We start from the raw sequence: 20,339 nt of genomic DNA on the forward strand, positions 1-20,339 counted from the left end.
CGTTAGCGGGCGGCACCGTAATCTTGTTGGCGCCAGGCTTCATAACTGATGATGGCCACGGCGTTAGACAAGTTGAGGCTGCGACTATTCGCCACCATAGGAATGCGGATACGTTGTGCGGCGGGGAGTGATTCAATTATGGATAACGGTAGGCCGCGAGTTTCGGGGCCAAACAGCAGTACATCATCTGGCAGATATTGTGCTTCTGAGTGGGGGCGACTGCCTTTGGTGGTGCAGGCAAACATGCGCTTACCCGCCATGGCCTGTTTAAACGCATCGAAGTTGGCATAGCGGTGTACTGAGGTCAGGTCGCGATAATCAAGTCCGGCGCGGCGCAATTTTTTCTCTTCTAAATCAAATCCCAGTGGATCAATTAAGTGTAACTGGCTGCCATTATTGGCACATAAGCGGATGATATTTCCAGTATTTGGAGCGATTTCAGGCTCATATAACGCGATGTGAAACATGATAAGTGTGGCCGACTGCTAAAAAACCTAGGCATTATAAAAGCAATTGTTTGCAGGTAACAGCTCGCCTGTTGTTGATGAGCGTGTCATATTAGCCCGCAAGATTTTGGTTTTAGTGAGGTAACCAGCAGGATTATGGCAGTGCGAACGCTTTCAGAGCTGATTGGTCAGCGGGTATTGGGGGTTTTGGGAACATATGGCGCGTCCACCAATGGCATGGATGTTTATATCTGTGGTGTGCATGTGCACAGTGATACCGAACTGACTGTGACCTTTCCCAAAGGGCATCAATTGGACGCTGGCGCTTGGGTCACACTGCATCTGGATAATCGCACTGGTGTCTCTGAATATGATGCGGAGCTGCAAGTGTTTCGATTGTCCTACAAAGGCAAGGTCAGTCAGGTTGCGCCTCACGAAGTCAGGATAAGCGCGCAAGAGTACCAAGTGTTTTATGGCGCATCGGTTGTAAAGGAATATCGGGCTGCGGATTATCAGTATCCACTGGATGAGCGACAAGCTGACGAATTGCCTGTGTCACCGTTACAACAAGCACCGCAGATGGATCTCCGCGAACAAGATAATAAAATCGGCGTATTGCTGACGCGCGCAGAGCGCCAACCGCACTCAACGGTTATGGCATTTTTGTCATCGGTTGATGATGATATTTTCCTGATCACCTTTCCAGAGACGTTTAAGGCGCAGCTACTGAGCCGGGATAATCGCTGTTATTTTGCTATCGATGGGCGAGCGACGTTTGCTTTTGAGGTGGCGATTGAGTGGAACTACAGCATCATTAGCGGCGAGATGTACCAAGTCCCTAAGCACTCCCCGTTATTTGAACAGATCAAAGAACAGTTTATCTGTAAAAATCCGTGGGAAGTGGGCTTTTTTAGTCATCCAGCGGTCGTGATGTATCATTTGCGGCCCCTGCGGGTGGTTTGTCCGAAAAGGGCCTGACAGCTCAGGCTTGGCTTGTCAGCGGTAATCGCATGGTAACCTCAAGCCCACCACTGGGGCGATTGCGCGCGTTGATAGTGCCATGATGTGCGGTGACCGCCGCTTCCGTAATCGCTAGCCCCAATCCCCAGCCACCGGTTTCGCGATCGCGGGCGGACTGCGGACGATAAAAGGGTTTAAAAATCGCCTGCAATTCCTGTTCGTCTATTCCTGGACCATCATCGGCAATGATGATTACCACCTCGCGGTTTTCCACGTGGGCGCTGAGGGTGATTGCCGTTGCGGCATAGCGGATGGCATTACGTAACAGATTTTCAATGGCACGCGATAAAGGTCGAGGATAGTGCGGCACTAATAACTCTTCCGGAATTTGGATATTGATGTTTTTTCCCGCTGAGCGGCTTCAAACTCCGCATCATCCAGCACCTGGCTCAAGGATTCCGCCAAACCTACCGTGACTTGTTCTTCTGGTGTCTTAAGGGTGACTCGCGACAATTCCAATAACTCAGTAATCATCTGCCCCAGCTGATCTGCTTCATAAGCTATGCGTTCAGTTTCTTCTCCTGCGACCCCTTTTTTACGCGCTAACGCTAGCGCCAGCTGTAATCGGGTTAAGGGGTACGTAGTTCATGCGAGATGTCGCTAATCAAGCGCCGTTGACTGTTGACCATGCGTTCGATGGCATCCGCCATACTATTAAAGGCGATCCCTAATTCGCCTATCTCATCGTGGCGTTTAGAGGTGGCATCATCCACGCGGTTGGTGAGATCGCCATGAGCTAAGGCATTAGCGCTCAATTTTAAGGACTTCAGTGGTTTACCTAAATGCCATGCCAGCAGCGCACATAACACCCCAGACAATAGAATTGCCAGTGACAACGTTAGCAACTTGTGTTCAATAAAAAGAAGAACCAAGGCAGCCGATGTGGCCCAGGCAAGCCACCATATAGCCGGTAGTCATTGCCATTGGCACTGAAAGGGACTGGCCCGAAAAACATTTCATCACGAAAGCTGAAGGCCCGTGGATTATTGCGTTCCAGCGCCGCAATCATCAGTAAATTATTCCGTACCGCAGGTGGGAGTTTAGGGCTGTTAATCAGTTGTCCTTGGGCGTCAAACACAAACAGATGAAACGGCTGTTCTGCCAGATTCCTGCGGCGGCGGGGCGGGTCAAGTCTCGGGAACTTGGTCGCGGTGGCTGCATCCTGGCGGCTGAGTTCCTCCAGTGGCCGAGGCGGCTCAAACAGTGCTTGTCGATTGTGTAAGCGTTCAGGGGCACGTTGCAGTTTTTCTACCGATCGTTGCAGGAGATTCATTATCGGCGGTGGTATGTCACCCGCTTCATGATTCTGCTGTAATAATGGCAGACTGCCAACCGCTAAAATAATTAAACTGCTGCACAGCCAGAAACCTAGCAACAGTTTAATAAACAGACGGTTAGGTAGAAAGAAAGCAGACATTAAGGGAGCCAGATATAACCTTTACCACGGATTGTTTTGACCCGTGGCCGACCATCTGCACGTTCTGGCAATTTCTTTCTCAGATTAGACAGATGCATATCCAGACTGCGATCAAAGGGCATCAGTTTTTTACCCAGCACCTTTTCACTGAGTTCATCTTTGCTGATCAGTTCGCCCGCCTGCTGTGCCAGCGTAAATAACAGGCTGAACTCGGTTCCGGTGAGCATCAACAACTGTTCATTACAATAGGCTTCCTGACGGGTTGGATCCATTTTGATGTCCCCTAACGCCAGTTCATTATTGTGATGTCGCTCTTGCAGCGGTGTGTTGGCGCGACGGATGATGGCGCGGATCCTGGCGACCAGTTCCCGGTCATTAAACGGTTTTGGCAGATAGTCATCGGCACCGCGTTCTAAGCCAATCACGCGATCAATTTCATCGCCTCTAGCGGTCAGCATCAACACTGGCGTTTGTTTTTTAGTGCGCAGTTCCTGTAATACCGCAAAACCGCTTAGTTTTGGCAGCATGACATCCAGCAAAATAATATCGAAATCTTCTGCCAGCGCCATGTCTAGCCCGACTTGACCATCGTGGGCCATGGTTAGCTCAAAACCTTCCAGTTCAAGCAATTGCCCCAGCAGTTCTGCTAGTGCCAAATCATCGTCGACCAACAAAATTCGGCTCATAGTGAATTTTCCTGCCTCACGCCACTCATTTGCATACTGCTCAGCAGTATACCTATTTCTCAGTCAATTGTAGTCATGCAGTGTAAGTCTGGGTAAAGATGCGGATTTTCAGCGGGATAACGTTTTATTTACAGTCATTTACCCATTAATTATCCACGATTACGATGCAGGATATAAAATTAATGTATTCACTATGGGAATAGCTTCGCAATAGGAGGAATAGAGCAATGGTTAAACATCTTAAAACCGGTATGGTAGCGTTAGTCGCAGCGTCTAGTCTTTGGGCAACAGGCGCCTTTGCGGCAGATACTGACAAGGCCGATAAAGCCGATGTGACTCCGTCAGCCGCGCCCACTTGTCCCTGTCCACAATATATGGGACAGGGGATGATGCGCGGGCAAGGTATGGGGATGATGGGGCAGCGAATGCCTGGCGCTATGCACCGCGGTTTCCAGCGTGGCATGGGCATGGGGTGGGATCACATGGGGTTTATTGCACTGCATCAGTTGGATCTGACTGATGAGCAGAAAACCGCCATTAAAAAACTCTTTGACGCCCAGCGCGACAGCATGAAAGCAGAACGTAGCGCTCGGCATCAGGCTATGCAAGCGGTGATGACTGCCGCTAAATTTGATGAATCCAAGGCGAAAAAGCTGATTGAGCAGCAACAGCAATGGCGTACACAGCAGCAGTTACAACGTATGAAACTGCATCATCAGATTTACCAGCTGCTGACGGCAGAACAGCAGGCTAACCTCAAAAAACAGCTAGAAAAAATGCCCATGTGGAACACAGACCAAGACGACTAAACTCTGTTAACATAGGCTCAGTGAATGTTAATTTTCTGAGCCTGTTAGATGACACCAAGTTCTCATTACGCATTTTGGGTAAAGCTGGCGAGTCGTGCCGCAATCGCAACGGCTTCAACGCTGATCGTGATCAAATTACTGGCTTGGCTGTGGTCTGGCTCGGCCAGTATGCTGGCATCTGTGACGGACTCGATTGCCGATGTTATGGCATCGGTGGTTAATTTTATTGCCATTCGCTACGCCCTGATCCCTGCCGACCATGATCATCGTTATGGTCATGGTAAAGCTGAACATCTAGCGACGCTGGCACAATCCGCTTTTATTATGGGGAGCGCCTTCTTGCTGTTGTTGCATGGTGGCGGGCGCTTGATAACGCCAGAACCATTGCAGCATGCAACGGTTGGGATCATCGTATCGGTTATCGCGATAGTACTGACTCTGGCGCTGGTGTTAATCCAGAAAAAGGCGCTAGCTGCAACTGCCAGCAGCGTGGTTGAAGCCGATTCGCTGCACTATAAATCCGATCTGTTTCTGAATGGCGCCGTATTGCTCGCACTGGTACTGGCACAATATGGCTGGTGGTGGGCCGATGGTCTGTTTGCAGTGTTGATTGCCCTTTATATCGGCCACCAATCTTGGGGACTTGGCTATCGTGCTATTCAAGCATTGTTGGATCGAGAATTAGACGAAGCAACCCGCCAACAAATCTTAGACATTGCCCGCCAGGATAAACGGGTATTGGGGGCACATGATCTACGAACTCGGCAGTCTGGTCAGACGGTTTTTATCCAGTTACATCTAGAACTGGATGGCGATCTGTCACTACATGATGCCCATGAAATCGCGGTGGCAACTGAAAATCGCATTCTTGAGTCATTCCCCAGTGCTGAAGTGATCATTCACCAAGATCCTGATGATGTTGTGGAAGAACGATAACCTTAATGCGATATATTTGATGATGTTCAAACTATAGCAAACTCATCACGTCCCAATATGGCCTAAACTAAACGGGATACTCGTGTAAAAATACTCGGTATGAGTATCAAAATCCCGTGATTTATAAGATGGCAAGCTTATATACTGAGGTGGCTTTGATGATGAATATGGGTTTGAAAAGAACACTAATGATCGCCATTATGTTCTTGGTGGCTATATCCGTTTCTGCAGCAAGCGTTATTGCTTATTTTCAACAAAAAAGTGCCCTCACGGATGATATTATCAAGCAAAGCCGAGACTATGTTAATGGCCGAGCTGAAGTCATTGAAACAATGATTAACGAGAAAGTGGATGGTATTAGCAAAATATCCGAAAACTTTCATGACACTGGAATTAACGGCACCACAGCTGAAATAATCGCACTCACTAAATTAATTGCTGCCGCAATGAACTCTGGTAGTGCCATTGTGGCATTTGATAACGGTGACGGTTATTGGAACCAGACCGACGATCATTGGCCCGATCATAAATATCAAGGAAATGTGACTGAACGGCCTTGGTATAAGGATGCTCTCGCTACCTCTGCTGTCACTATCACTGAACCGTATCTGGGAACTGACGGCGTTTATTGGATTACTATCGTTAAGAAAATCAAAGGCGGTGTTGTCTCGGTAGATTTAAAATTATCATTTTTGAATCAATTATTTAAGCCTTCTGATGAAATGCAGGATGCAGTCGTTGTGATTTTAAATCAAGACACCACCTTGCTTGCATCATCTTCAACGTTAGTGGAAACAGGAAAAACTGCCACCAGTTACCCTTGGTTTAAAGATGCCGCGCTGAACGTTGTTAGCAATAATAATGCAATGGTTGAATATCAAGTGAATGGTACTGATAAAATTCTTTTCTCTCAGCGTATCAATGTTGGGGATAAAAAATGGTATGTGGTAGTCGGCTTAGAAAAAGAAACCGCATTTGCTGCACTAAAAACAGCGCGGCAACATGCAATAATGGTAACCGTTATATCAACCATTATATGTGTTTTAATTGCATTGGCTGTTATTAATTTTCTATATCGTCCAATTATTTCTCTACGGCAAATGGTCTCTAATTTATCAAGTGGTAATGGAGATTTAACGCAACGTCTTAAGATTATGGCAAATGATGATATAGGCGAAATTTGCAAAGGAATAAATACATTTATTGCCAATCTTCAAGAAATGATGTGTGAAGTGAAAAACTCCACTGAGACATTGCATGCAAATGTTCGGCAATTAAAAAAATTAGCGGATAATAATAGTGGCATGTTGAATAGCCATGTCCAAGAAACTGAGCAGATTGCCACGGCTATCGAGGAAATGGACGCAACGGCTAATTCGATGGCGGGTGATGCTGCTAACACTGCTAAGCTGACCGATGATGCCAATCAAACGAGTGCAGAGTCTCAAACCATTGTTGCCAAATCTCAGCAGGCGGTCAAAGCACTCATCGCCGATGTTGAACAGGCGTCTCAATATGTGCAGGAAATGAATACACATACGACAGAGATCAGCACTGTACTCAACGTTATCGGCAAGATAGCCGAGCAAACTAACTTGCTGGCATTAAACGCTGCCATTGAGGCGGCGAGAGCCGGGGAACAGGGGCGTGGTTTTGCCGTGGTTGCCGATGAAGTAAGGGAACTGGCCAATAGGACTAAAGAAAGTACGGCCGAAATCGAACAGGCAATCGAAAATCTGTTGTCGGGAAGCCTGCAAGTCGTTAATTCGATGGAAGAGACAAAAAAACGCTGCCAGGAAACCGCTGTAGAGTCAGATGCAGTAGCTAACAGCTTGGATTCATTGACTGTTTTTATAAATAATATCAATGATCTGAGTAGCCAAATCGCCACAGCAGCTGAAGAGCAGAGCTGTGTTACTAAAGAAGTCAGTCACAACATGAATACCATCAGCGGTATTGTGTCTGAACTTGAAACTGTGGGGTTGGAATCCTCAGCCAATGCCGCCGATATTGAAAAAGTAAACGGCCAACTTGTGACCATCGTAAATAGATTCAAGCTGTAGCGCGGCAAGAGTGATCGGTTTTAAGCTGGGCCCTCACCAAATAATGCATATCTCAGGTAAAACCTAGCCAGCGTTCGTCGCCGGCTAGGTCTTATTATCAGTCCATCGATAGTTCTTTAAGTTTACGGGTAAGCGTGTTCCGTCCCCAACCCAAGCGTTTCGCGGCTTCCTGTTTATGGCCCTGTGTATGTTCCAAGGCGGTTTCCAACAAGATACGCTCAAACGCGGGTTGGATTTCTGTCAGCAGATCGTTTTCTCCCTGAGATAGACGCTGATCCAGCCACAGACGTAAGGCACTTTGCCAGTCCAGCGAATTACCATTGCCGCTGGCTTGCGCGATCGGTTCTTTGAACAGTTCATGTGGCAGGTCTTGTGGCAGGATCTCTTGCCCTGACGCCATTACTGTCAGCCAACGACAGGTGTTTTCCAATTGTCTGACGTTTCCTGGCCACGGCAACTGCTGTAATTTTGCGGCAGTTTCCTTGGTGAGGATTTTCGCTTCTACCCCAATCTCTTTAGCTGCTTGGGCCAAAAAATGCCGAGCTAATTGTGGAATGTCTTCCCGCCGCTGTGACAACGGTGGCAGATGAATACGAATAACATTAAGGCGGTGGAACAGGTCTTCGCGGAACTGCCCTTTTTGCACCAAAGACTCTAAATCCTGGTGGGTCGCCGCGATGATACGCACGTCCACCCGCACCGGGGAATGTCCGCCGATGCGATAAAACTGGCCGTCTGCCAGCACTCGCAGCAATCGCGTCTGTACATCTAAAGGCATATCCCCAATTTCATCAAGAAACAGCGTGCCACCGTTCGCCTGTTCGAAGCGTCCCTGACGCACGTTGGCGGCACCTGTGAAGGCTCCTTTTTCGTGACCAAAGAGTTCCGATTCGATGAGTTCTTTGGGGATGGCCGCCATGTTTAGTGCAATAAAGGATTGGTCGCGGCGAGGACTGTGTTTGTGCAGTGCTCCGGCCACCAGTTCTTTCCCTGTTCCGGATTGGCCGTTGATCAGTACGCTAATTGAAGAACGTGACAGACGGCCAATGGCACGAAACACTTCCTGCATGGCCGGGGCTTCGCCGATAATTTCTGGGGTGTTGAGCTGAGACTCCACGGGGGCTGGCGAATGTTCGGTGGCGTGGGTGATAGCGCGCTCAACCAGGGTAATGGCTTCATCAATATCAAAGGGTTTAGGCAGATACTCAAATGCTCCCGCTTGATAAGCGCTGACGGCACTATCCAGATCCGAATGGGCTGTCATGATGATGACCGGAATATGCGGATAATGGACATTGATACGTTCCAACAATGTCAGCCCATCCGTGCCTGGCATCCGAATGTCAGACACTATGACTCGCGGTTGGGAAATCTGCAGTGCATCCCACAAAGACTCGGCGGCGGCGAAGCTAGCGCAGCTAATTTTGGCACCGCGTAGCGCTCGCTCTAGTACCCAGCGGATCGAGCTGTCGTCATCGAGGATCCATACTTGTTCACTCATATTGTTCCCTCTTCTGCAGACCTTATAAGTTGTCCTGATCCAGATTGATAGGTAGGGTCAGGCTAAATTCTGTGTGGCCAGGGGCCGAATTACAGTCGATACGGCCACCATGTAAACGAGCAATGTTGTGGGCGATAGAGAGCCCCAAACCGTTGCCATCTTTACGACCGGTTACCATTGGATAAAACAAAGTATCGACTAATTCAGGCGCAATACCTGGGCCGTTATCGATGATCGACAGGATCAACGCTAACTTGTGACGTTGTGTGCCAATTGTGACCTGATGTGCGGTACGGGTACGGATCATGATGTCTCCGACCTTTTGCTGTTCCAGCGCCTGAATGGCATTTTGCACAATGTTCAAAATAGCTTGCTGTAGTTGGTCTTCATCCATCGGCAAGTCGGGGATGGAAGGGTCATAATCCTGCCGCAACCGGATATTCGGCGGTAAGGTGACACTCACCAGATTCAATACCTTCTGAATGACCATGTGAATATTCAGTACCTTGTGTAGCGAAGGTTTTTGCGGCCCAAGCAGGCGATCAACCAAACTGCGGAGCCGGTCTGCCTGCTCAATAATCAGTGTGGTGAACTCACGCAGATGTTCATCGCTAAGTTCTCTGGACAGCAGTTGTGCTGCGCCGCGCAGTCCCCCCAGCGGATTTTTGATCTCGTGGGCCAGATTACGCACCAGAAACTGTGCCGCCTGTTGTTGGGCATCCAGCGTCAGTTGTTGGTGAATACGCCGCTGTTGATCCACTTGCCGTAATTCCAGCACACTGTGCGGTGGCTGTTCGGCATCGTGTTCTATGGGCACCAGTGTTAAGTCAACCGTGTGGTGTTGCCCATCAAGGGTGACCAATTGTGTGGTATTGACGGTGAGTCCCTGTTGGCCGGTGATGGCGCTTTTAAGCACTTTGGCATCAATGACCAGCATATGCAGGTTGTCGGTCAACGGCTGTTCTTTCAGCTTATGGCTGGAAACTCCCAGCAGTTGCTCTGCTGCTGCATTGGCGTACGCCGGACGCAACTCGCCGTCGATAACCAATACCGCAGTCACCAGATGATTGAGCAGTAAATTCGTGTCCATCGGCATATTTCCAGATCGTTTGCACCATAATAGTGCGCCATTCTGGTGCGAGCTGCAAGACGGTACCGGTTCCGTAAAAAGACGCAATAATGTATATAACTATATGAATTAAATAGTTATCCATTGCCTCTTTTAACACTCGGTGCCGGAATTGCAGGTTTGATTAGCCCAGCTTGGTGCAGAAAAATGGTAATTTCTGAGCTGGATGCAAGGACTTTGCCGTTTTGCTGTACGACCTTAAGTTGCAGCTGGTGTTCGCCGCGGTCAATATCCTTCAGGGAGAACAAGGCTGAGGCTTGGGCGTCAGTGGTGGCGACGCCATCAATATACAGCTGCAGATAATGGCCGGACGCCAGTTGTGGTTGAACTTCCCCGTCACCGTGAAGTCTCCGGCATTGTCGCGGATGGTTTCTTCATGGTGCGGCGACACAATGCTGACCTGGTACCGTGTTTTTTGCTCGGTGGTTTCTTCGCTGTCATTGGCAACCGAAATGGGCTTAACCGGCGGCATACTGACTTGATTACTGGTATTTTCACGCAACTGCACCTGCTGTGCATCTGCATGTGGCTGATCGCTGTAATGGATGTTGCCATCCTTATCTACCCATTTATAGACGGTTGCTTGAGCGGCAACTGACCACAGGCAAAGGATTACCAGCCAAGTGCGCATGAGCCATTCCTGTCGTTGGTTATTATTTTGTTAAGACTAGCTTGTAAAAAGCGCCTTGCCCAGCGAAATCCAGCGCTTCAATAACAAGATTTATTGGCGGCTAGCGGCTAGCTGGAATGGCCGTTGCCAATGCAGCCAGGAATATAATTGGGCAATATCTTGCAGCAGCCACAAATGTACCTCATCACTGGCAATTGCGGTTTCAGGCAACACCGACCACTGCGGTTGCAGACGTCGACGGAACAATGGTGACCAGGCTGCCAACTGCTGACTCAATGGCTGTAATTGGGGTTGCTGGCCTTGTCGCGCTAATACCACCAGCGTGCAATGTAAGGTCAGCCCCAGCCATAGGAAACTCTGCCAGTCTTGCAGCTCTCTGGCGGAGGTGTTGGGTTCTAATTTCATATAGCTGATCTCCATGCTCAATTGGCGTAGTGCCGCATGAGCCTGCCAGCGTAAGGCGATGTCTGGTGCGCCATCGGCAATGGTCTGTAGCCATTGTTGTTCCAGTTCCACAAAATGGCAGACATAGTTATCCAACCAGCGACGGGTCCAACTGGGAATAAACAGGTACATGGCTAAAACCGACAATACCACGCCTGTCAGCGTATCTAGCGCGCGATAAAATGCAATATAAGGTTCGGCGGGCAGTAATAGTGTAATGGCAAATACCATCATGACTGTCAGCCAGAATACATGGATCTCGTAACGGGCTTTATAGTAAGTGGCAAATGCTAAAAATAGTGTCAGGCAGGTGGCGGGCAACAACCAGGCGCCTGTGCCGCAATACCACACGAGCCCCAATGCCAGCAATGAACCCAGCAGTGTGCCATAAAAGCGGCCCCAGATACGTAACTGCAACTGTCCAAGTGGCGCAGCCATCAAAAGAATAAAAGCGGTCAATGTGACCCAATACCCTTGCTGGAATGGCAGCAGTTCAACGACTAATTGACAGCAGAATAAAGTGAACAGAATGCGTAAGCCGTGGTGCCATTCCCGCGACCCCTTATGCAGCGCTTTGCGCCACTGGGTTTTTATGCTGTCAGCATCGGAAGGCCAGATAAGTTTCAGAATTGTGCGCCAATTGGCAGGTAGCGGAGCGTCAGGCTGTAATGCCTGTTGGATCTGTTGCTCAACCGCCGCCAGTGTAGGATGTTGTCCATTTTCCAGCGGCAGTGTTGGTAGCTGCGCTTCTCGATGTAGAAAACGGTCAAAGTTAGCTGCAAATTCAAGCAGATAATGCTGCAATGCCTCTGCGTTGTTGACACTGGTTTCATGCTGACGGATACGGCCAACTTCTTCCATGGCCTCGATTAGTTGCAGTTGTGAGCGTAACCCTCCGGCAATACGCTTTACGGCACTATTGTCGGGCATTTCCTGTAACCAGTGAGCCAATACGGCAATCGCATCATCCAATTGCTCACGCAATGCCAATCGTTTCCCAACGTTAGCGGCATCAGAGTAGCCCAGAATGGCACACCAACTGATAAACTGCTGGGTAACTTTGGCGAGCAGTTGCTCGCCTTGGCGAATAGACAACCACGGGCCAGCTATTACGGCGCTTAGCATGGCGCTCCAGCTACCAAACGCGGTGGACAGTAGCACCATCAGCCAAGGGGTATCGGTTTCCAGCAGATGCATGGCACAGATTAATGAAAAACCCGCATTGTACGTTAGTAGCTGAATATACTTACGTTGGTTGGAGCATAAGCCATACAACAGGCCAATGAGCATCAGCACGGCAATCCCCAGCAACGGCTGGATGAGACTCAGCAGCGCCAGCCCCGCCCCGATACAACATAACACCGCCGATAAACTCAGCAACGTCAGACGCTTGGGATAGGCAATATTACGGCCTTGCACTCCTACCAGCCAGGCGCAAATCAAGGCGTTGACACCACTCGCGGTATCACCAACGGCTGAAAACAACAATAGCCCCGCCATCATTGGCAGGCCAATGCGCAGTCCTTCTGGAAGATCAGATCTATCCGGTAACCAGTGCAGCACCAGCGTTATTATTTTGGAAAACATGGGATCAAATGTGGGGATGAATTAACTACTGCTTATTTTAATCCATTCCCCACGGTTATTTCAGTGGCTACCCACAGATATTTTTCTGAATTTTCAGATAAACATGCCCCCGATGCTTCAATGCGCTGGGCGGTGATCCAATGAGCCTCTTCTGATAGCAGTAGCGCCACTGCATTGCCAATATCTTCTGGCAAGCCAACTCGTCCCAGTGCGGTTTGTGCTGCGATGTAGCGATTCATCTCTGGATTATCGCGTACCACACCACCACTGAAATCGGTTTCGATAGCACCGGGGGCGAGCACGTTGACACGTATCTGGCGTGGCCCGAGCTCTTTTGCCCAGTAGCGAGTGAGCACTTCTATGGCACCTTTCATCGCCGCATACGCACCTGAACCATTAATGGCAAAGCGTGCCAGACCACTGGAGATGTTCAGTACTGAGCCGCCATCACTGAGCAACGGCAGTAATGCCTGTGTCAGAAACATCGGGCCTTTGAGGTGGATGCGGTATAGCTCATCAAATTGCGTCTCAGTGGTTTCCGCTAACAGTTGGTGCAGGCCCGTGCCAGCGTTATTGACCAGATGGTTCAAGGATGCTCCCTGCCACTGCTGTTGTAATAGCTTGGCTACGGTATGGGTAAAGTCGGCAAAGCGACTGCTGTCTGCCACATCTAATTGCAGTATTTCAGCCTTACGGCCAAGTTTGAACACCTGTTGTTGGACGTCCGTTGCCGCGCTGGCGTTATGTTGGTAGGTGAGAATAAGGTCGTGTCCGCGAGCAGCAAGTGCTAAAGCCATTTGTCTTCCAAGGCCGCGGCTGGCACCGGTGATCAGGGTTATCTGTTGCATGGGTTGTCTCCAATATCACATGAGTTGATGTCGAGATCAGCATATTGATTTGCATTTAGTGGATAAACATCCTTATAAAGGATAGATATGTGCCAATTTAGGGATAATTAAATGCAGGATAGATTGGAGGCGATCCGTATTTTCTTGCGAGTAGCAGAGTTAGGCAGTTTTACCCGCGCCAGCGATAGTCTGGGAATTTCGCGCACCCAAGTGTCTAAAACGGTGCAACAGCTGGAACAGCAATGGCAAGTTCGTTTGTTACAGCGGACGACCCGCACAGTACGGTTAACGGTGGACGGTGAACAGTGTCTGCAACGCTGTCAGGCGCTTCTGGCCGAATATAGCGAACTGGAAGAGCAGTTTCTGCGGCGGGAGCAGGTGCTCAGTGGGCGTATCCGTCTTGATATGTCACAAGGCTTTGCTCGACAGTTGTTGTTTCCGGCATTGCAGACATTTATGGCACAGCATCCACAGCTGATATTGGAGATCAGCAGTACCGATCGCAAAGTGGATATTGTGGCTGAAGGGTTTGATGCGGTGCTACGGGTCGGCAAACTGGAGCAGGAAGGCGTAGTGGCGAAAAAACTGGGGTATCTGCAACAGGTGAGTGTGGCTTCAATGGTATATTTACAACGCTATGGTATGCCGCAAACACTCAAGGATTTGGCACAACATCAATGGGTTCAATATGTCACGGCTTTCGGTAATGTCGGCGGCTTTGAATATATTGATGGAAAAACATCACAAATATTGGCAATGCCGACCAGAGTGTTTGTCAATAACAGTGCCGCTTATGTTGCAGCTTGTCGTGGTCATCTCGGCATTATCCAGTCACCAATAATGGGCCTGAATCCATATCTCAAAACCGGCGAGTTACAGCAGATCCTGCCGGATATTCTGGTGCCCAGTATGCCGGTGTATTTGTTGTATCCCCATCGTCGTCACATGTCACAGCGGTTACGTTTACTCAGTGATTGGCTAACACAGCTGTTTGCTGCTGGCGAGGGCACAGTGTTAAGTTGTTGAAGATATTGGTGGCCTAAAAATAAGTGCCCCGGGATAAACCCGGGGCTTTATTGTTATACTCCGATGGCTTGACTCATCGGGTTGATTGCAGGGCAATCCTTACAGGCTGTAGTACAGCTCAAATTCTACTGGATGAGTAGTACGGTTAACTTTCTCTGATTCAGCAGTCTTCAGGGCGATGTAAGAATCGATGAAGTCATCAGAGAACACCCCACCCTTGGTGAGGAAGTCGCGGTCGGCATCCAATGCTTCCAGGGCAATATCCAGTGACTCAGCTACTGTTGGGATTGCCAGCGCTTCTTCGGCAGGCAGATCGTACAGGTCTTTGTCCATAGCATCGCCAGGGTGGATCTTATTCTGGATACCGTCCAGGCCCGCCATCATCAGCGCGGCAAAGGCCAAGTATGGGTTTGCTGCTGGATCAGGGAAGCGAGTTTCGATACGACGTGCTTTTGGTGATGGCACCACTGGAATACGGATAGACGCACTGCGGTTACGGGCAGAATAAGCCAGCATTACTGGTGCTTCAAAGTGTGGAACCAGACGCTTGTATGAGTTAGTGCTTGGGTTGGTGAAAGCATTCAGTGCACGAGCGTGCTTGATGATGCCACCAATATAGTACAGACACAGTTCAGACAGACCGCCGTATTTATCACCAGAAAACAGGTTAACCCCATCTTTTGCCAGTGACTGATGCACGTGCATACCGCTGCCGTTATCGCCCATGATAGGTTTTGGCATAAAGGTGGCGGTTTTGCCGTAGGCGTGCGCCATGTTGTGCACAACATATTTCAGGGTCAGGATTTCGTCAGCTTTGGCTGTCAGAGTGTTAAAGCGAGTCGCAATTTCATTCTGCCCAGCAGTGGCCACTTCGTGGTGATGAGCTTCAACTTTCAGCCCCATTTCTTCCAGCACCAGACAGGTGGCACTACGCCAGTCTTGTGATGAATCGACAGGAGGTACTGGAAAGTAACCACCTTTCACCATTGGACGGTGGCCAGTGTTGCCTTCTTCATATTCGTTAGCAGAACTCCAAGCCGCTTCTTTAGCACCGATTTTGTAGAAGTTGCCAGACATGTCTGAACCGAAACGCACATCGTCAAATACGAAAAATTCTGGTTCTGGGCCAATCAGTACAGTGTCGGCAATGCCAGTTGCTTTCAGATATTCTTCTGCTTTCTTGGCAATAGAACGTGGGTCGCGGTTGTAGCCCTGCATAGTTGCAGGTTCAAGCACGTCACAACGGATGATAGCGGTGGTTTCTTCAGTGAAAGGATCCAGTACAAAGGTAGACGCGTCAGGCATCAGCACCATGTCAGATTCATTAATGCCTTTCCAGCCAGCAATAGAAGAACCGTCAAACATTTTACCGTCTTCGAAGAAATCCGCATCTACCTGATGAGAAGGTACTGATACGTGCTGTTCTTTACCTTTGGTATCAACAAAACGCAAATCGACAAACTTTACTTCCAACTCTTCGAGTTGTTTTAAAACGGACTCAACTGATGACATTCTAAAGCCTCCGGATAGGGTATGGTTTATGCCCTTTGTCAACTTTGTGTAAGCTCTGCGCTAGGCGCTGCCTGTAATTAGGGCTTCTATAAGCCAGAGCTGTGCCAGATTTTTAACACGCTGAAATCAAAGGGTATGTTTGAATATGGCGCAAATAAAGTAGTTAATATTGCACGCTATTGGTGCAATGTTGCTATTTTATGGTGCAAGTCATGCTGCGGCGCACTAGTACGGAGTCATGTAACTTCGCCGAAATATGACCACTTATGCTGCTATCTGCCTTGGCTAGAGTAGAGCGCTCTTGAGGGTAAATCAACCGTTATCGCCTTGTTGTGAAAATCTTAAAAGAACGCCGACATTTCCTATAAACCAATGTTTTTATGAGCCGCAAATTTTGCACTATAAAAGGTTAGCGTGCTAAAAAATGCTTTTCACATGCACAAATAACAAGGGTTCCTTATGGTGACATTTAACAACTATTATCATGGATAAAAAGTGGTCAACATTGAGCCCTTCGTTTTATGCACATTACAATCTTGCCCCAACTTGGTGATATGTCTGCCCAGAAAAAACGAAGCGACTTTTGCCACTGCTACTACGGCTCGGGTGTAGAGAGTAAATTGTATAAATTAATATCAATGACACATAGCTCAGTGTATAATCGCCGCCTTTCCGCAAGAATTAACGTATCCGGCGGCGAAATTTTTTGTCCGCGGGCATGCAGTCCCCGATGCAAACAAAGGCGTCACAAGTAAAATGTCGAGTGAACTCAATAAATTAAGAAACATCGCGATTATCGCGCATGTTGACCATGGCAAAACTACCCTCGTGGATAAGTTATTGTCGCAGTCCGGCACTTTGGCCTCCCGTGGTGAAGCGGTTGAGCGAGTAATGGACTCCAACGATCTGGAAAAAGAACGTGGTATTACTATTTTGGCGAAAAACACTGCCATTCGTTGGCAGGACTATCGCATCAATATCGTAGATACTCCCGGGCACGCTGACTTCGGTGGTGAAGTAGAACGTGTGTTATCCATGGTGGACTCGGTCTTACTGCTGGTAGACGCCGTTGATGGACCAATGCCTCAGACCCGTTTCGTGACCAAGAAAGCCTTTGCTCAGGGACTGAAACCTATTGTGGTTATCAACAAGATTGACCGTCCTGGGGCTCGCCCTGACTGGGTGATTGATCAGGTGTTCGACTTGTTTGTTAACTTAGGTGCGACTGATGCACAGCTGGATTTCCCAATTGTGTATACCTCAGCACTGAACGGTTACGCTTCATTGGATCCTGCCACTCACAGCGATGATATGACCCCGCTGTTCCAGACCATTATCGACAAAGTGTCTCCGCCAGATGCGGATGATGAAGGTCCGTTCCAGATGCAGATTTCGCAACTGGATTACAGCTCTTATGTTGGTGTTATTGGGGTTGGCCGTATCAAACGCGGTAGTGTAAAAACTAACCAGCAGGTGACTGTGGTTGGTGCCGATGGCAAAACTCGTAATGGCAAAGTGGGTCAGGTATTGGGTTATCTTGGACTGGAACGTAACGAAGTTACCGAAGCGGATGCGGGTGACATTGTGGCCATTACCGGTCTTGGTGAACTGAAGATTTCTGACACAGTATGTGCCACTGGCAATGTGGAAGCCTTGCCTGCACTAACCGTTGATGAACCGACCATGACCATGACCTTCCAGGTAAACACTTCACCGTTTGCCGGCAAAGAAGGTAAGTTTGTCACCTCCCGTAATATTCTCGAACGTTTGCAGACTGAGTTGGTACACAACGTAGCGCTGCGCGTGGAAGAAACCGATAGCCCAGATCGTTTTAAAGTGTCTGGTCGCGGTGAGTTGCACTTGTCGATCCTGATCGAAAACATGCGTCGTGAAGGCTACGAACTAGCCGTTTCTCGTCCAGAAGTGATCATTAAAGAGATCGATGGCGTAAAATGCGAGCCTTACGAGCAGTTGACCGTTGATGTGGAAGAACAACATCAAGGTACTGTTATTGAAAAACTCGGTATCCGTAAAGCGGATATGAAGGACATGCAACCCGATGGTAAAGGTCGTGTGCGTATCGACTTTATGATCCCTAGCCGTGGCCTGATTGGTTTCCAGACCGACTTTATGACCTCGACTTCTGGTACTGGTCTGCTGTATCACTCTTTTGATCACTATGGTCCTTTGAAAGAAGGTGATATTGGTCAGCGGGCCAATGGCGTATTGATCTCTAATGCTACCGGTAAGGCACTGACCTATTCACTGTTCTATTTGCAGGAACGTGGTCGTCTGTTTATTGGTCACGCAGCAGAAATTTATGAAGGTCAGATTGTGGGTATCCACAGCCGTTCCAACGATCTGACAGTGAACTGTCTGAAAGGAAAGCAGCTGACCAACATCCGTGCTTCCGGTACTGACGAAGCTCAGACGCTGACTCCGCCGATTGTGATGACACTGGAACAAGCGCTGGAGTTCATTGACGATGATGAACTGGTGGAAGTTACACCAAAAAGCATTCGCTTGCGTAAGAAGTATCTGACCGAGATGGATCGTAAACGCGCATACCGTCAGAGTTAATATCTGCTGATCGAAAGTCATCCAGCTTGTTAATCCCCCATTTATGGGGGATTTTTTTGTCTAAAAATAGCCTTTAGATAGCTTATCTCTCGCTTGTAGCGTAAGGCAAAAATAAAAAAGCACTATCAACCTAAGTCAATAGTGCCTTATCTGGGAAGTGCTAACGCGATATTACACCGCGTTAGCGACCACAGGATTACTTATGGTCTTCCTCTTCTAGCATCATTGGATGGTGCTTTTTAGCCCAAGCTTTGGACACCTTGCCATAGAGCATGCCGGTAATGGAACCTTCAATCCAGGTAGCCATCCACACATGTATCACTAACGAGATCAACATCAGGATGCCACAGGCTGAGTGGATCAGGGTGGCCCAGTTTACGGTTTCTGGTGAGAACATGGGGGCAAAGTAGGGCTGCCACATCATGAAGCCAGTGATCACAAATGCCAGCACAAAGATCACGAAGGCGCGGAACAACATTTTTTGACCAGGGTTGTAATGACCCACGGGTGGAATGTTGTCTTCTTTTTGCAGCAGAACCCAGACTACAGCTTTCATCCATGGCAAATCATATTTGTTCCATTTGTTGTGGTTGTAATAGCGGATAAGCATTACTGCCAACAACACACACATCGCGATACCGAAGAACGGATGCATGATTTTCGCCAGTTGTGGTGTGCCAACAATGCCACCCAACCATTGGAATGATGGAAAGAAGAATGAAAAACCGGTTAAGAATGTCACTAAGCCAACGCAGACGATGGTCCAGTGACAGAGTCGGTCAATGAGCTTATGACGAACAATCATCTGTTTGTTACTCATTGTTTGTCCTCCTCTGTTTCAGCGGCGGCGTCAACATAGCCTGGCTGATCTTCCTCAACAATATTGCGTCCTACGGTGATGCGATGCAGCAAGGCAAAACCAGCGGTAGCCAACAAGCCAGCGGTACCCAAAGGTTTCAGCCAATCCTGACGGATTTCAGTAGCAGCAGGTACCACAGGATCTGTTGGCATGCCGTAGGTATCTGGTTTATTGATGTCGTGCAGGATCATCATGTAGTGGGTGCCGCCAACGCCTTCTGGGTTGTACAGACCAGCATTGGCGAAGCCGCGTTCTTTCAACTGGGCAACACGTTCTTCTGCATAGAACAGCATGTCTTCACGAGTACCAAAACGCAGTGCACCTACAGTACAAGTTTTCACACATGAGGGTTCTAAGCCCACTGCCAAGCGGTCAGAACACAAAGTACATTTATAGGCTTTGTTGTCCTTTTTACTGATTTTAGGCACATTGAATGGACAGGCACTGGCACAATAACCGCAACCAATACATCTGTCTGAATCAAAGTCCACAGTACCGTTGGCGTGTTGCACGATAGCGCCTGAAGTTGAACAAGCTTTCAAACAAGCCGGATCGGCACAGTGCATACATGCAGTGTGGGTGAACTGCCAACGCAGTTTGTTTTCATCCATCACTTCGTGGTACTGCATGATGTTCCAGCTTTCAGGAGACAGCGTCATTGGATTTTGATAGCTGCCTTGGAAAGTGCCCACTTCGTCACGTAGATCGTTCCACTCTGAACACGCTACCTGACAGGCTTTACAGCCAGTACATTTAGTAGCGTCGAACAGTTTAGTTACCTCTTTCACTGCCCCTGTACGAGCTTGTGCAGAGGGGTGATATCGGTTGTGCCAGAGCGACGAATA

At 48.7% G+C, this 20,339-nt stretch carries 16 protein-coding genes and 1 pseudogene; 6 read left to right on the forward strand and 11 right to left on the reverse strand.

Annotated features, from left to right (window positions below; all coding sequences use genetic code 11):
• Window positions 1-2: 2 nt before the first annotated feature.
• Window positions 3-467 (reverse strand): tRNA (cytidine(34)-2'-O)-methyltransferase, encoded by a 465-nt coding sequence (locus tag KHX94_RS09960; RefSeq protein WP_213680527.1) that lies wholly within the window; start codon window positions 465-467, stop codon window positions 3-5.
• A 135-nt stretch (window positions 468-602) separates the two neighbouring features.
• On the opposite strand from KHX94_RS09960, the gene KHX94_RS09965 reads away from it, so the two are divergent.
• Window positions 603-1,424 carry a pyridoxamine 5'-phosphate oxidase family protein gene (locus tag KHX94_RS09965; RefSeq protein ID WP_213680528.1) on the forward strand — a complete coding sequence of 274 codons (822 nt, stop codon included), beginning with the start codon at window positions 603-605 and terminating at the stop codon, window positions 1,422-1,424.
• A gap of 4 nt (window positions 1,425-1,428) precedes the next feature.
• Here KHX94_RS09965 and KHX94_RS09970 read toward each other — a convergent pair.
• Together KHX94_RS09970 and KHX94_RS09975 are read right to left on the reverse strand one after the other, a co-directional pair.
• A pseudogene (locus KHX94_RS09970) lies at window positions 1,429-2,883 on the reverse strand (ATP-binding protein).
• Window positions 2,883-3,569: a response regulator gene (locus KHX94_RS09975; RefSeq protein WP_213680529.1), complete on the reverse strand. Its 687-nt coding sequence runs from the start codon at window positions 3,567-3,569 to the stop codon at window positions 2,883-2,885. The pseudogene KHX94_RS09970 and the gene KHX94_RS09975 overlap by 1 nt, the downstream one beginning before the upstream one ends.
• 227 nt (window positions 3,570-3,796) lie before the next feature.
• Here KHX94_RS09975 and KHX94_RS09980 point away from each other — a divergent pair, with 227 nt between their 5' ends.
• The 3 genes from KHX94_RS09980 (at window position 3,797) to KHX94_RS09990 (ending at window position 7,377) form a co-directional block, all read left to right on the forward strand.
• The gene (locus KHX94_RS09980) at window positions 3,797-4,378 is read left to right on the forward strand and encodes a Spy/CpxP family protein refolding chaperone (RefSeq protein WP_213680530.1); all 582 of its coding nucleotides are present in this window, start codon (window positions 3,797-3,799) and stop codon (window positions 4,376-4,378) included.
• 48 nt (window positions 4,379-4,426) lie between these two features.
• Complete coding sequence (fieF, locus tag KHX94_RS09985; RefSeq protein WP_213680531.1) at window positions 4,427-5,314, forward strand: cation efflux pump FieF; 888 nt, start codon at window positions 4,427-4,429, stop codon at window positions 5,312-5,314.
• A gap of 158 nt (window positions 5,315-5,472) precedes the next feature.
• The gene (locus KHX94_RS09990) at window positions 5,473-7,377 is read left to right on the forward strand and encodes a methyl-accepting chemotaxis protein (RefSeq protein WP_213680532.1); all 1,905 of its coding nucleotides are present in this window, start codon (window positions 5,473-5,475) and stop codon (window positions 7,375-7,377) included.
• 97 nt (window positions 7,378-7,474) lie between these two features.
• On the opposite strand, the gene glnG is transcribed toward KHX94_RS09990, so the two are convergent.
• The 5 genes from glnG to KHX94_RS10015 all read right to left on the reverse strand — a co-directional run bounded on the left by glnG (window position 7,475) and on the right by KHX94_RS10015 (window position 13,517).
• Window positions 7,475-8,878, reverse strand: a complete 1,404-nt coding sequence (gene glnG / locus KHX94_RS09995; protein ID WP_213680533.1) for a nitrogen regulation protein NR(I) — start codon at window positions 8,876-8,878, stop codon at window positions 7,475-7,477.
• A 22-nt stretch (window positions 8,879-8,900) separates the two neighbouring features.
• Window positions 8,901-9,968, reverse strand: coding sequence for a nitrogen regulation protein NR(II) (gene glnL, locus KHX94_RS10000; RefSeq protein ID WP_213680534.1), 1,068 nt, complete (start codon window positions 9,966-9,968; stop codon window positions 8,901-8,903).
• A 274-nt stretch (window positions 9,969-10,242) separates the two neighbouring features.
• Window positions 10,243-10,638 (reverse strand): DUF4124 domain-containing protein, encoded by a 396-nt coding sequence (locus KHX94_RS10005; protein WP_244859090.1) that lies wholly within the window; start codon window positions 10,636-10,638, stop codon window positions 10,243-10,245.
• Window positions 10,639-10,728: 90 nt separating this feature from the next.
• Window positions 10,729-12,669 carry an FUSC family protein gene (locus KHX94_RS10010; RefSeq protein WP_213680535.1) on the reverse strand — a complete coding sequence of 647 codons (1,941 nt, stop codon included), beginning with the start codon at window positions 12,667-12,669 and terminating at the stop codon, window positions 10,729-10,731.
• A 32-nt stretch (window positions 12,670-12,701) separates the two neighbouring features.
• Window positions 12,702-13,517 carry an SDR family NAD(P)-dependent oxidoreductase gene (locus tag KHX94_RS10015; RefSeq protein WP_213680536.1) on the reverse strand — a complete coding sequence of 272 codons (816 nt, stop codon included), beginning with the start codon at window positions 13,515-13,517 and terminating at the stop codon, window positions 12,702-12,704.
• 111 nt (window positions 13,518-13,628) lie between these two features.
• Here KHX94_RS10015 and KHX94_RS10020 point away from each other — a divergent pair, with 111 nt between their 5' ends.
• Entirely contained in the window at window positions 13,629-14,543 is a 915-nt protein-coding gene (locus tag KHX94_RS10020; RefSeq protein WP_213680537.1) for a LysR family transcriptional regulator, read from the forward strand.
• Between the two features lie 99 nt (window positions 14,544-14,642).
• Here the strand turns inward: KHX94_RS10020 and glnA are convergent, their stop codons facing one another.
• Complete coding sequence (gene glnA, locus KHX94_RS10025; RefSeq protein ID WP_213680538.1) at window positions 14,643-16,055, reverse strand: glutamate--ammonia ligase; 1,413 nt, start codon at window positions 16,053-16,055, stop codon at window positions 14,643-14,645.
• 756 nt (window positions 16,056-16,811) lie between these two features.
• On the opposite strand from glnA, the gene typA reads away from it, so the two are divergent.
• Complete coding sequence (gene typA / locus KHX94_RS10030) at window positions 16,812-18,635, forward strand: translational GTPase TypA (protein WP_213680539.1); 1,824 nt, start codon at window positions 16,812-16,814, stop codon at window positions 18,633-18,635.
• A gap of 196 nt (window positions 18,636-18,831) precedes the next feature.
• Here the strand turns inward: typA and KHX94_RS10035 are convergent, their stop codons facing one another.
• Both KHX94_RS10035 and fdxH read right to left on the reverse strand, forming a co-directional pair.
• Window positions 18,832-19,455 (reverse strand): formate dehydrogenase subunit gamma, encoded by a 624-nt coding sequence (locus tag KHX94_RS10035; RefSeq protein WP_213680540.1) that lies wholly within the window; start codon window positions 19,453-19,455, stop codon window positions 18,832-18,834.
• A complete protein-coding gene (gene fdxH, locus KHX94_RS10040; RefSeq protein WP_280529556.1) occupies window positions 19,452-20,282 on the reverse strand; it encodes a formate dehydrogenase subunit beta in 831 nt (276 codons plus the stop codon). Before fdxH ends, KHX94_RS10035 begins: the two co-directional genes overlap by 4 nt.
• Window positions 20,283-20,339: the final 57 nt, after the last annotated feature.

Origin of the sequence: Shewanella dokdonensis (assembly GCF_018394335.1) — a bacterium.
GTDB classification, from domain to species: Bacteria; Pseudomonadota; Gammaproteobacteria; order Enterobacterales; family Shewanellaceae; genus Shewanella; species Shewanella dokdonensis.

Excerpts from the sequence above, each read along its gene's own strand:
- KHX94_RS09960 (WP_213680527.1), bottom strand. The coding sequence starts at position 467 with ATGTTTCACATCGCGTTATATGAGCCTGAAATCGCTCCAAATACTGGA.
- glnL (WP_213680534.1), bottom strand. The coding sequence starts at position 9,968 with ATGGACACGAATTTACTGCTCAATCATCTGGTGACTGCGGTATTGGTT.
- KHX94_RS09980 (WP_213680530.1), top strand. The coding sequence starts at position 3,797 with ATGGTTAAACATCTTAAAACCGGTATGGTAGCGTTAGTCGCAGCGTCT.
- KHX94_RS09965 (WP_213680528.1), top strand. The coding sequence starts at position 603 with ATGGCAGTGCGAACGCTTTCAGAGCTGATTGGTCAGCGGGTATTGGGG.
- KHX94_RS09975 (WP_213680529.1), bottom strand. The coding sequence starts at position 3,569 with ATGAGCCGAATTTTGTTGGTCGACGATGATTTGGCACTAGCAGAACTG.
- typA (WP_213680539.1), top strand. The coding sequence starts at position 16,812 with ATGTCGAGTGAACTCAATAAATTAAGAAACATCGCGATTATCGCGCAT.
- KHX94_RS10035 (WP_213680540.1), bottom strand. The coding sequence starts at position 19,455 with ATGAGTAACAAACAGATGATTGTTCGTCATAAGCTCATTGACCGACTC.
- fieF (WP_213680531.1), top strand. The coding sequence starts at position 4,427 with ATGACACCAAGTTCTCATTACGCATTTTGGGTAAAGCTGGCGAGTCGT.
- KHX94_RS10010 (WP_213680535.1), bottom strand. The coding sequence starts at position 12,669 with ATGTTTTCCAAAATAATAACGCTGGTGCTGCACTGGTTACCGGATAGA.
- glnG (WP_213680533.1), bottom strand. The coding sequence starts at position 8,878 with ATGAGTGAACAAGTATGGATCCTCGATGACGACAGCTCGATCCGCTGG.
- glnA (WP_213680538.1), bottom strand. The coding sequence starts at position 16,055 with ATGTCATCAGTTGAGTCCGTTTTAAAACAACTCGAAGAGTTGGAAGTA.
- KHX94_RS10005 (WP_244859090.1), bottom strand. The coding sequence starts at position 10,638 with ATGCGCACTTGGCTGGTAATCCTTTGCCTGTGGTCAGTTGCCGCTCAA.
- KHX94_RS09990 (WP_213680532.1), top strand. The coding sequence starts at position 5,473 with ATGATGAATATGGGTTTGAAAAGAACACTAATGATCGCCATTATGTTC.
- KHX94_RS10020 (WP_213680537.1), top strand. The coding sequence starts at position 13,629 with ATGCAGGATAGATTGGAGGCGATCCGTATTTTCTTGCGAGTAGCAGAG.
- KHX94_RS10015 (WP_213680536.1), bottom strand. The coding sequence starts at position 13,517 with ATGCAACAGATAACCCTGATCACCGGTGCCAGCCGCGGCCTTGGAAGA.